General features: G+C 68.9%; 11 protein-coding genes (1 of these 11 only partly in view). 10 read left to right on the top strand and 1 reads right to left on the bottom strand.

The features are described 5' to 3' along the window. The 9 genes in view from ilvD to leuB are tightly spaced (at most 32 nt apart) and all read left to right on the top strand, a layout consistent with a single transcriptional unit that may run on beyond the window. On the top strand, nucleotides 1-1337 hold the 3' portion of the coding sequence (gene ilvD / locus AC52GN_RS16365; protein ID WP_496527770.1) for a dihydroxy-acid dehydratase. The gene continues 406 nt to the left of window position 1, outside the view; the window shows 1337 of its 1743 coding nt (coding positions 407-1743); its start codon lies beyond the left edge, outside the window; it ends in the stop codon at nucleotides 1335-1337. 12 nt (nucleotides 1338-1349) lie between these two features. Continuing rightward, on the top strand, nucleotides 1350-2363 hold the full coding sequence (gene ilvC / locus AC52GN_RS16360; protein ID WP_496527769.1) for a ketol-acid reductoisomerase: 1014 nt from the start codon (nucleotides 1350-1352) through the stop codon (nucleotides 2361-2363). Nucleotides 2364-2395: 32 nt separating this feature from the next. Next, nucleotides 2396-4102: an acetolactate synthase 2 catalytic subunit gene (ilvG, locus tag AC52GN_RS16355; RefSeq protein WP_496527768.1), complete on the top strand. Its 1707-nt coding sequence runs from the start codon at nucleotides 2396-2398 to the stop codon at nucleotides 4100-4102. A gap of 2 nt (nucleotides 4103-4104) precedes the next feature. Beyond that, a complete protein-coding gene (locus tag AC52GN_RS16350; RefSeq protein ID WP_025976572.1) occupies nucleotides 4105-4356 on the top strand; it encodes an ACT domain-containing protein in 252 nt (83 codons plus the stop codon). Next, complete coding sequence (locus tag AC52GN_RS16345) at nucleotides 4356-5615, top strand: 2-isopropylmalate synthase (RefSeq protein WP_496527767.1); 1260 nt, start codon at nucleotides 4356-4358, stop codon at nucleotides 5613-5615. The genes AC52GN_RS16350 and AC52GN_RS16345 overlap by 1 nt, the downstream gene beginning before the upstream one ends. Beyond that, nucleotides 5599-6573 (top strand): branched-chain amino acid transaminase, encoded by a 975-nt coding sequence (locus AC52GN_RS16340; protein WP_346519122.1) that lies wholly within the window; start codon nucleotides 5599-5601, stop codon nucleotides 6571-6573. Before AC52GN_RS16345 ends, AC52GN_RS16340 begins: the two co-directional genes overlap by 17 nt. Continuing rightward, nucleotides 6560-7972: a 3-isopropylmalate dehydratase large subunit gene (gene leuC / locus AC52GN_RS16335; RefSeq protein ID WP_496527766.1), complete on the top strand. Its 1413-nt coding sequence runs from the start codon at nucleotides 6560-6562 to the stop codon at nucleotides 7970-7972. Before AC52GN_RS16340 ends, leuC begins: the two co-directional genes overlap by 14 nt. Further along, entirely contained in the window at nucleotides 7965-8567 is a 603-nt protein-coding gene (leuD, locus tag AC52GN_RS16330; RefSeq protein WP_496527765.1) for a 3-isopropylmalate dehydratase small subunit, read from the top strand. Before leuC ends, leuD begins: the two co-directional genes overlap by 8 nt. Then, nucleotides 8567-9682 carry a 3-isopropylmalate dehydrogenase gene (leuB, locus tag AC52GN_RS16325; RefSeq protein ID WP_452112545.1) on the top strand — a complete coding sequence of 372 codons (1116 nt, stop codon included), beginning with the start codon at nucleotides 8567-8569 and terminating at the stop codon, nucleotides 9680-9682. Before leuD ends, leuB begins: the two co-directional genes overlap by 1 nt. A 53-nt stretch (nucleotides 9683-9735) precedes the next feature. Here leuB and AC52GN_RS16320 read toward each other — a convergent pair whose 3' ends face one another. Next, nucleotides 9736-10329 (bottom strand): TetR/AcrR family transcriptional regulator, encoded by a 594-nt coding sequence (locus tag AC52GN_RS16320; protein WP_496527764.1) that lies wholly within the window; start codon nucleotides 10327-10329, stop codon nucleotides 9736-9738. Nucleotides 10330-10491: 162 nt separating this feature from the next. Here AC52GN_RS16320 and AC52GN_RS16315 point away from each other — a divergent pair, with 162 nt between their 5' ends. Beyond that, nucleotides 10492-11679, top strand: coding sequence for an efflux RND transporter periplasmic adaptor subunit (locus tag AC52GN_RS16315; RefSeq protein WP_343829883.1), 1188 nt, complete (start codon nucleotides 10492-10494; stop codon nucleotides 11677-11679). Nucleotide 11680 lies beyond the last annotated feature (1 nt).

The raw sequence follows: 11680 nt of genomic DNA, 5'->3' as shown, positions 1-11680 counted from the left end.
CTGCAGCGGCCATGGCTCTGGCCCGCATGGATATCCCCGGTCTGGTCTATTACGGCGGCACCATCCTGCCCGGCGTGATCGGGACGAAGGAAGTTTCGGTGCAAGAGGTCTTCGAGGCCATCGGCGCCCACGCCGCCGGTTCTCTGGACGACGCGGGCCTGAAGGCGGTCGAGAGCGCGGTGTGCCCCGGCGCCGGCGCTTGCGGCGGCCAGTTCACCGCCAACACCATGGCCATGGCCCTGTCGATGATGGGCGTCAGCCCCATGGGCGCCAATGACGTGCCCGCCGTCGATCCGGCCAAGGGCGCGGAAGGCGAGCGCTGCGGCCGCCTGATCGTCGAGCGCGTCTTCGCCGGCGACACGGCGCGCAAATACATCACCAAGGCCAGTCTGAAGAACGCCGCCATCGCCGTCTCGGCCTCGGGCGGATCGACCAACGCCGTCATGCACCTGACCGCCATCGCGGCCGAGGCGGGCGTCGACTTCGGCGTCGAGGACTGCCACCAGGCCTGCGTCGAGGCGCCGGTCATCTGCGACCTGAAGCCGGGCGGACGTTTCCTGGCCTCGCACCTGTATGCGGCCGGCGGCACGCGCCTGGTCGCCCAGCGTCTGGCCGAGGCGGGCAAGATCGCCAACGTCCCGACCGTCTCGGGCCGCAGCCTGTTCGCCGAAGCGGGCGACGCCGAGGAACAGCCCGGCCAGCAGGTCGTGACCGACTTCGAGGCCCCGGTCATGGCGCGCGGCTCCTACGCCGTCATCTATGGCGATGTCGCGCCGGAAGGCGCCGTCATCAAGCTGACCGGGCACAAGGTCGATCGCTTCGAAGGTCCCGCCGCCGTGTTCGACTGCGAGGAAGACGCCTTCCACGCAGTGCAGGACGGCTCGGTCGGCGAAGGCGACGTCATCATCATCCGCTACGAAGGCCCCAAGGGCGGGCCCGGCATGCGCGAGATGCTGCAGGTCACCGCCGCCCTGAAGGGCCGCAAGGTGGAGAACGTCGCCCTGCTGACCGACGGCCGCTTCTCGGGCGCCTCCTATGGCTTCGTCGCCGGCCACGTCTCGCCCGAGGCGGCGGCGGGCGGCCCGATTGCTCTCATTCGCGATGGCGATCCGATCGTCATCGACGTCACCAACCGAAGGATCGATGTGCTCGTCGATCTGGAGGCGCGCCGGGCGGATTTCGCCCCCAACCGTATCCGCCCGGCGCAAGGCGTTTTCGCAAAATACCGCGCCGCCGTCGCCTCCGCCTCGCAAGGAGCCGTGACCATTCCCAATCCGCCGCCGGCCCAGATCCCCGCTGATCTGGCCGCCCGCTCCACCGAAACCGCTGCTTCCTAAGGATATCCTCCCATGGCCATCACCATCTACACCAATGAAGACATCAAGCCGGGCGCCATCGCCGGCCAGCGCATCGCCGTCATCGGCTATGGCTCACAGGGCCGCGCTCACGCCCAGAACCTGAAGGATTCCGGCCACGACGTGGTCGTCGGCGTTCGCCAGGGCGGCACAGGCTGGAAGCATGCGACCGAGGACGGCCTGGCCACGGCCGAGCCGGCCGAGGCCGTTCGCGGCGCCGACATCATGGCCATCCTGACCCCCGACATGGTCCAGAACGAGGTCTATCGCGACGTCATCGAGCCGAACGCCAAGCCGGGCGCCGCCCTGCTGTTCGCCCACGGCTTCTCGATCATCTACGACCGCATCACCCCGCGCGACGACATGGACGTCATCCTGGTCGCGCCCAAGGGCCCGGGCGATCTGGTCCGCCGCGAGTTCGCGCGCGGTCGGGGCGTCCCCTCCCTGTTCGCCATCGAGAAGGACGCGACCGGCAAGGCGCGTGACCGCGCCATGGGCTACGCCAAGGGCATCGGCGGAGCGACCGGCGGCCTGCTTGAGACGTCGTTCCGCGAAGAGACCGAGACCGATCTGTTCGGTGAACAGGCCGTCCTGTGCGGCGGGGCCAAGGAACTGGTCATCCAGGGCTTCAACACCCTGGTCGAGGCCGGCTATCAGCCCGAGATCGCCTATTTCGAATGCCTGCACGAGCTGAAGCTGATCGTGGACCTGTTCTACGAAGGCGGCATCTCCAAGATGCACCACTTCATCTCGGAAACGGCCAAATGGGGCGCCGTCGCCTCGGGCCCGCGCGTCATCACCGACGAGACCCGCGCCCGCATGAAGACCGTGCTGGACGAAATCCAGAGCGGCCAGTTCGCACGCGAATGGATCGCCGAGAACGAGGCGGGCAAGCCGAAATACGAGGCCCTGCTGACCGAGGACCGCTCCAGCCAGATCGAACAGGTCGGCGCCCGTCTGCGCGACCGCATGGCCTGGCTGCAGACGGCCAAACAGGCCGCCGCCTGACCCTCTGTATATATTAAAGAGAGACTGACCCGATGAGCGCCGCCGCGCCCGCCTTGAAAACCGCTTCCGCCCCGGCCGTCATGACCGGTGCGCGCCTGCTCGTCTCCAGCCTGGAGCGGATGGGCGTAGAGGTGGTGTTCGGCTACCCCGGCGGCGCCATCATGCCGATCTACGACGCCCTGACCGGCTCGTCGCTGAAGCACATCCTGGTGCGCCACGAACAGGCCGCCGCCTTCGCCGCCGACGCCTATGCCCGGCTGAGCGGCAAGGTCGGGGTCTGCATGGCCACCTCCGGCCCCGGCGCCACCAATCTGATCACCGGCATCGCCAACGCCATGATGGATTCGGCGCCGATGGTCTGCATCACCGGCAATGTCCCTCAAGGGGTCATGGGCACCGACGCCTTTCAGGAGATCGACATCCTGGGCGTCACCCTGCCGATCGTGAAGCATTCCATCCTGGTCCGTGACGCGGCCGAGATCCCGGCCGCCATCGAACAGGCCTTCCACATCGCCGCCTCGGGCCGTCCCGGTCCGGTGCTGGTCGACCTGCCCAAGGATGTCCAGTTCGCCGAAACGGTCGCCCCCTTCGGCTTCAACATTCCCAATGAGACGACCGAGGCCGACCCCGACGCCATCGCCGAGGCCGAGCGCTTCATCCGCGCCGCCCAGCGCCCGCTGATCTACATCGGCGGCGGGGTGAAGATCGGTCACGCGACCGAGGCCCTGCGCGCCTTCGCCGAGACCACCGGCATCCCCGCCGTCGCCACCCTGAACGCCCTGGGCACGGTGCCGACCGACGCCCCCGGCTTCCTGGGGATGCTGGGCATGCACGGCACGCGCGCGGCCAATGAGGCGGTCCAGACGTCCGACCTGCTGATCGTCATGGGCGCCCGCTTCGACGACCGCGCCACCGGCAAGCTGGCCGAGTTCGCGCCCCACGCCCGCGTCGTCCACTTCGACGTCGACGCCTCGGAGATCGGCAAGCTGCGCGAGACCCACGTCGCCGTCGGCGGCGAGATCCGCCCGGCCATCGAGGCCCTGACGGCGCGCATGGCGACGGCCCCTCTGGCCATCGATCCGTGGGTCATCCGCTGCGCCTCGGCGGTCGAACGCCACGCCGCCCGCTATGACGCGCCGGGCGAAGGCGTCTACGCGCCCGCCCTGCTGAAGCAGTTGTCCGAAATGGCGGGCGACCGCTTCGTCGCCGCCTGCGACGTGGGCCAGCATCAGATGTGGGCCGCCCAGCACTGCCGCTTCGCCCGACCCGAAGCCCACATCACCTCGGGCGGTCTGGGCGCGATGGGTTTCGGCCTGCCCGCCGGTCTGGGCGCCCAGATGGCGGACCCCGAGGCGGTCGTCGTCACCATCGCCGGCGACGGCGGCTTCATGATGAACGTCCAGGAGCTGGCCACCCTGCGCCGCTACGGCGTGCCGCTGAAGATCGTCCTGCTGGACAACTCTTCGCTGGGTCTGGTCCGCCAGTGGCAGGAGCTGTTCTTCGCCGAGAACTATTCCGAGATCGACCTGTCCGACAATCCGGACTTCGTGAAGGTGGCCGAAGCCTTCGGCGTCGAGGCCTTCCGCATCGATCGCCGCGACCAGGTCGAGGCCGGTCTGGCCCGCCTGCTGGCCGCCGAAGGCGCCTGTCTGGCCCACGTCGTCATCGATCCCAAGGAAAACGTCTGGCCGCTGGTGCCGCCGGGCAAGAGCAACGCTGAAATGATGGAAGGCGCATGAAAATGAGCGACACCATTCACATCCAGATCGACCGAGCCGACGGCTCGCTTCAGCGTCTCATCGGCCTGGTGGAGCGCCGCGGCTTCCACATCGACGGCATCAACATGGCCGATGAGGGCGCGATGCGCCGCATCGCCCTGACCGTTCGCGGGCGCGACGCCGCCCGCTCCATCGACACCCTGGGCCGCCAGATCGACCGCCTGATCGGCGTCGCGCGCATCCAGGCTCAAACCTTCCAGTCCGAGGCCGCGTAATGTCCCGAGTAGAACGAGTATCCAGAACCGCCGAGATCGCGGCGTCCGATCCCAACCGCGTCATCATCTTCGACACCACCCTGCGCGACGGCGAACAGGCGCCCGGCTTCTCCATGTCGGCCGAAGCCAAGCTGAAGATGGCTCATGTCCTGCGCGACCTGGGCGTGGACGTGATCGAGGCCGGTTTCGCCGCCGCCTCGCCGGGCGACGAGGAGTGCATCCGTCGCGTCTGCGGCGAGATCGAGGGACCGGTCTTCGCCTCGCTGTCACGCGCCAACGAAAAGGACATCGACGCCTCCTTCCGGGCGCTGTCGCCTGCGCCGAAGTCGCATCGCCGCTGCCACGTCTTCCTGGCCACCAGCCCGATCCACCGCTCAGCCAAGCTGCGCATGAGCACCAACGAGGTGCTGGCCACGATTTCGCGCACGGTGGAATACGCCGCCTCGATGTTCGACGACGTGGAGTTCTCGGCCGAGGACGCTTTCCGCACCGAACCGGAGTTCCTGGCCGAGGCCCTAACCGCCGCCGCCGACGCAGGCGCCCAGACGCTGAACGTGCCCGACACCGTCGGCTACGCCACGCCCGAGGAATCGCGTCAGCGCTTCGCCTATCTGGACGGGATCATCCGCCCGCGTCACGCGGACATCATCTTCTCGTCCCATGCGCACAACGACCTGGGCCTGGCCGTCGCCAACTCCCTGGCCGCCGTCGAGGGCGGAGCGCGCCAGATCGAGGGCGCGATCAACGGCATCGGCGAACGGGCGGGCAACGCCTCGGTCGAGGAAGTCATCATGGCCCTGCGCACCCGCGCGGACCGCTATGGCGTGACCATCGGCTCCGAGAGCCGCCACCTGGTGCGCGCCTCCGAGACCCTGCGCGAAGTGACCGAGACGGTCATCGCCCGCAACAAGGCCATCGTCGGCCTGAACGCCTTCGCCCACGAGGCCGGGATCCACCAGCACGGCATGATGGCCGACGCCCGCACCTACGAGATCATGCGTCCCGAAGACGTCGGTTTCGAGGGCAGCTACTTCGTGCTGGGCAAGCATTCCGGCCGCCACGCGGTCGGCAAGCGGGCCGAAGCCCTGGGCCATGTGCTGGACGGCCAGCGCTTGGCCGACGTCTTCGCCGGCTTCAAGCGACGCGCCGATGAGATCGGCGAGATCAACGACGCGGAACTGACCGCCATCATTGCGGCCGTGACGGCCCAGGCAGGCGCCTCCGCACAAATGGACAAGACCTATGCAACCGCTGGCTAAGAACATCTGGATCAACGGCGAACTGACGGCGTGGGAGAAGGCCACGGTTCACGTCATGAGCCACGCCCTGCACTACGGCACCTCGGTTTTCGAGGGCATCCGCGTCTATGACACCCCGAACGGCCCGTGCGGCTTCCGCCTGACCGACCATATCCGACGCCTGTTCGACAGCGCGCGCATCTACCACTTCCCCATGCCTTATAATGAGGACGAGCTGGTTCAGGCCTGCAAGGACGTGGTGCGTGCCGAGGGCCTGCGCTCGGCTTACTTACGGCCGCTGGCCTTCCTGGGGGAGTGCGGCATGGGCGTCAGCCCCTCGGCCGAGACGATCCGCAGTGATGTGATGATCTCCGCCTTCGCCTGGGGCGCCTACCTGGGCGAAGAGGCGCTGGAGAAGGGCGTCGACGCCTGCATCTCCAGCTGGAACCGCGTGGCGCCGAACACCGTCCCGGCGGGCGCCAAGGCGGGCGGCAACTATCTGTCCTCCTATCTGATCGGGCGCGAGGCTCGGGTGCGCGGCTTCGGCGAGGGCATCGCCCTGGGCGCCGACGGCCTGCTGTCCGAGGGCGCGGGCGAGAACCTGTTCATCGTCAAGGACGGGGTGCTGATGACCCCGCCCGCCGCCGCCTCCATCCTGCAGGGCATCACCCGCGACAGCGTGATGAAGCTGGCGCGCGGCCTGGGCTATGAGGCGCGCGAACAGGTGCTGCCGCGCGAAGCCCTCTATGTCGCCGACGAGGTCTTCATGACCGGCACGGCGGCCGAGATCACCCCCGTCCGCTCCATCGACGGCATCATGACCCGCGCAGGCGGCCCCGGCCCGGTGACCAAGGCGGTCAACAAGGCCTTCCGCGGCCTGTTCGACGGCACGACGCCCGACCGCTACGGCTGGCTGGAGCCGATCGGCGAGACGACCGCCGGCGCCGCCGCACAGGAGCGCGTGCATGAGCCGGCCTAAAACCCTGTATCAGAAGGTATGGGACCGGCACGTCGTCGTGCCGGAAACCGCCGAGACGCCGGGCGTCATGTATGTGGACCTGCATCTGGTCCACGAAGTCACCTCGCCTCAGGCCTTCTCAGAGATCGAGGCGCGCGGGCTGAAGGTCCGCCGTCCTGACCGCACCTTCGCCACCCTGGACCACTCGACCCCCACCCTGCCCGCCGGGCCGGATGGTCAGCGCCCCTACGTCACCGAACAGGCGCGTCGTCAGGTCGAGACCCTGGAGGCCAACTGCGCCCGACATAACGTCGAACTGGCGGGCTGGGGCTCGGATCAGCGCGGCGTCGTCCACGTCATGGGGCCGGAGCTGGGCCTGACCCAGCCGGGCATGACCGTCGTCTGCGGCGACAGCCACACGGCCACCCACGGCGCCTTCGGGGCGCTGGCCTTCGGCATCGGCACCTCGGAAGTCGGCCATGTGCTGGCGACCCAGTGCCTGCTGCAGCGCCGGGCCAAGGCCATGCGGGTGACGGTCGACGGAGCCTTGCGTCCCGGCGTCTCCGGCAAGGACGTGGCGCTGGCCGTCATCGCCACCATCGGCTTCGGCGGCGGCACCGGCTACGTCATCGAATATGCGGGCGAGGCCGTGCGTTCGCTGGACATGGAAGGGCGCATGACCCTGTGCAACATGTCCATCGAGGCCGGTGCGCGCGCAGGCATGATCGCGCCGGACCAGACCACCGTGGACTGGCTGCGCGGCCGTCGCCACGTCCCCGCCGACTATGAGGCCGCCGTCGCCGACTGGCTGGCTCTGGCCACCGATCCCGGCGCGGTCTTCGACAAGGAGGTCGTGCTGGACGGCGCCGCCATCCGCCCCATGGCCACCTGGGGCACCACCCCGGACGCAGGCGCCCCCGTCGGCGCGCCCGTGCCGCAACCGCGCTCGGCCTCCGACCAGAAGGCCATCGACTACATGGGCTTCACCGCTGGAGAGGCGACCACCGGCCACAAGGTCGACGTCGTCTTCATCGGCAGCTGCACCAACGGCCGCCTGCCTGATCTGCGCGCCGCCGCCGACGTCCTGCGCGGCCGCAAGGTCCAGCCGGGCGTCCGGATGCTGGTCGTTCCCGGCTCGGAGGCCGTCCGCCGCGACGCCGAGGCTGAAGGTCTGGACAAGGTCTTCACCGAGGCGGGCGCCGAATGGCGCATCCCCGGCTGCTCCATGTGCATCGCCATGAACGGAGACGTCGTCGCGCCCGGCCAACTGGCCGTCTCGACCTCCAACCGCAACTTCGAGGGCCGTCAGGGCAAGGGCGCCCGAACCATCCTGGCCAGCCCCGCCACCGCCGCCGCCAGCGCCGTCGCCGGGGTGCTGACCGACCCGCGCGTCTATCTGTCGGAGACCGCCCATGTCTGAAGCATTCAAGGTTCTGACATCCAAGACCCTGACCCTGAGTCAGGCCAACATCGACACCGACCAGATCATCCCCGCGCGCTTCCTGACCACCACCACGCACGAGGGTCTGGGCGCCCACGCCTTCCACGACTGGCGCTATGAGGCTGACGGCTCGCCCAAACCCGAGGCCGTGCTGAACCGCATCGACCCGACCGAGCAGCGCATCCTGCTGGCGGGACCGAACTTCGCCTGCGGCTCGTCGCGCGAGCACGCGCCGTGGGCCTTGCTGGACTACGGCTTCCGGGCGGTGATCTCGACCGAGATCGCCGACATCTTCACTTCCAACGCCCTGAAGAACGGCTTCCTGCCCATCGTCGTCGATCAGGGCGTCTGGGACGATCTGGCCGCCCACCCGGAGCAGCCCGTCACCATCGATCTGGAAGCCGGCGAGATCCGGCGCGGCAACGCCCCGGCCGTGCCGTTCAAGGTCGAGTCCTTCGCCCGCCAGTGCCTGCTGGACGGGGTGGACGCCCTCGGTTGGCTCCAATCGAAGCTGCCCTACGTCACCACCTACGAACGCCTGCGCCAAGACATCTATCAGCCGGAGACCGCCTGATGACCGCCCGTGAAACGCCTGTCGCCCGCACCTTCAACATCGCCGTTCTGCCCGGCGACGGGGTCGGTCCCGAGGTGGCCCTGGCCGCCCAGCGCGTCCTAACCTGCATCGGCGACATCTATGGCCACCGCTTCGAATTTTCCGAGCATCTGATCGGCGGCGCCGCCATCGACGCGGTCGGCGAGGCTCTGCCGGAAGAGACCCGGAGCGCCTGCCTGGCCTCCGACGCCGTCCTGCTGGGCGCGGTCGGCGGGCCCAAATGGGACGACGCCCCGGTGCGCCCGGAGCAGGGGCTGCTGTCCATCCGCAAGGCCATGGGTCTGTACGCCAACCTGCGCCCGCTGCAGGTCTCGCCGGTGCTGGCCCATCGCTCGCCTCTGAAGAAGGAGATCGTCGAGGGCGTCGACCTGATCGTCTTCCGCGAGCTGACCAGCGGCGTCTATTTCGGCGAGCGCACCCGCACCGAGACGCAGGCCTCCGACCTGTGCGTCTATACGGTCGAGGAGATCGAGCGCGTCGCCCGCGCCGCCTTCCAGGCCGCCCAGCAACGGCGCGGCAAGGTCACCTCGGTCGACAAGGCCAACGTCATGGAGACCAGCCGCTTGTGGCGCGAGGTCGTGACCCGCATCCACGCCGAGGAATATCCCCAGATCACCCTGGAGCACGCCCTGGTCGACTCCATGGCCATGCACCTGATCCGCAAGCCGCGCGACTATGACGTCATCCTGACCGAGAACATGTTCGGCGACATCCTGTCGGACGAGATTTCGGTGCTGGGCGGCTCCATCGGCCTGCTGCCCTCGGCGTCGCTGGGCGCGGACGGGCCGGGCCTGTTCGAACCGATCCACGGCTCGGCGCCGGACATCGCCGGCCAGGACCTGGCCAACCCCGTCGGCATGGTGCTGTCGGCGGCCATGATGCTGCGCCACAGCTTCGAACTGGAGGATGAGGCCGACTCCATCGAGGCGGCGGTCGCGGCCGTTCTGGCTTCGGGGGCGGTCACCGCCGACCTGGGCGGTCCCCTGGGCACGGTCGCCGCCACGCGCGCCATCGTCGACGCCATCCGCGCCATCCACTGGGCGGCCGCGCGCCATGTGCCGATGCACTGGGCCTGAGCTTCGGGCAGGAGAGGAAGAGAGAGGCGGGCTTCTGTCCGCCTCTTTTCAATTCAGCCGTCGATCAGCCCCTGCAGGGCCCTCGCCATGCGGTCGCGCAGGCGGCCCCGCTGCTCTTCCGTCAGGGCGGAAAAGCCGTCCGACAGCTCGCGGCCGATCGCCATGCCCATGATCAGGCCGGACGCCAGGCGCGCTCGCACGGCCGCGTCCTCGCCGCCGATCCATTGGGTCAGGGGGTCGAAGAAACGATTGTTCGCCGTGCGCTGCACCACGTCCATCGCCTTGGTCGAGCCGATCGAGCGCAACAGGATCAGCAGGCCGCGCATCTTCTCGCCGGTCGGGTCGGCCTCGCACCGGGCCGCCTCGCCATAGACGATCTCCGTGGCCAGACGCTGACCGAAATCCGCGCGGTCGCCTTCCATCAGATCGCGCCCGTTCTTGCAGCTGTCCAGCACGGACAGGAACAGATCTTCCTTCGAACCGAAGTAGCGGCTGATCAGGGCCGCATCGACGCCGACGTCGCGCGCCACATCGCGCATGCCCACGTCATCATAGCTTTCCGCACAAAAGCGTTCGCGCGCCGCTTCCAGGATAGCCTGGCGGGTGGCGTTGGCGTTACGCGGCCGGGGGACGTCGCAAAGGACCAATTGGTCGCACTCCAATAAACCTTACGGACTATATGGCCTTGTCATCAGGCGTTGACAAGCGTCGCCTTCATCGTCTTTAAGTCAGCCGGTGTTGACTGGACGCCTTCTCCCCAAAGAGCGACAGTCTCTCTCAATCACGCTACTCCCAAGGAGATTGCGCCGATGCGCACGGTTAAGATCGCGGTCGCGTCCGCTTTGATAGCGGCCGCCCTCTATGGCTGTTCCAAGGGACAGGAAGCGCCGGCCCAGGGCGCGCCGCCCGTGACGGTGGCGGCTCCCCTGTCGCAACAGGTCGTCGACTGGGACGAATTCACGGGGCGCTTCGAAGCGCCTCGCTCGGTCGACGTGCGCGCCCGCGTCGGCGGCTACATCCAGTCGGTCCACTTCAAGGACGGCGACTTCGTGCGTCAGGGCCAGCTTCTGTTCACCCTCGACCCGCGTCCGGCCCAGGCCGCCCTGGCTTCGGCCCGCGCCCAGCTGGCCCAGGGCCAGGCCCAGCTCACCCTGGCCCGCACTGAACTGACCCGCGCCGAGGGCCTGCTGGCCTCCCAGGCCGTGTCCCAGGCCGAGGTCGACGCCAAGCGCGGCGCCGTCCAGACCGCCGAGGCCGCCGTGGCCGCCGCCAACGCCGCCATCCGCGCGCGTCAGCTGGACGTCGAATTCACCCGCGTCACCGCCCCCATCTCGGGCCGCGTGTCCGACCGCCGGGTCGATCCGGGCAACCTGATCGGCGGCGGCTCGTCGGCCGGCGACGTGCTGACCACCATCGTCTCCTCGTCGCCGATCTACTTCGTCTTCGACGGCTCCGAAGCCCTGGCGCTGAAGTATCAGCGTGACGCCCGCAACGGCGCCGCCCCGATCCGCATCCGCCTGCAGGACGAGACCAGCTATGACCGCACCGGGACGCTGGACTTCACCGACAACGCCATCGACGCCTCCTCCGGCACCATCCGCCTGCGCGCCGTGGTCCAGAACGCCGACGGCTTCCTGAAGCCCGGCATGTTCGGCCACGCCCAGCTGGCGGGCTCGGGCGGCTATGCGGCCATGCTGGTGCCCGACGCAGCCATCGTCACCGACGGTCCGCGCAAGGTCGTCTATGTGGTCGGCAAGGACGGCGCCGTGGCCGCCAAGCCGGTCCAGCTGGGACCGATCGCCAACGGCCTGCGCGTCGTGCGCACGGGTCTGACGCCCGACGATCGCGTCATCATCAACGGCCTTCAACGCGCCCGTCCGGGCCAGAAGGTCACCGCCCAGAACGGGACCATCAAGGCCGAGGAAACCCAGGCGCAAGCGCCTGTGACCACGGCCCCCGTCGCCTCGACCGCCACCTTCGCCGCCAGCGCCGGCTGAG

It is taken from the genome of Brevundimonas sp. SS2672 (genome assembly GCF_059579685.1).
The sequence above is the reverse complement of the archived record's forward strand: the minus strand, read 5'-3'. Positions and strand labels throughout refer to the sequence as shown.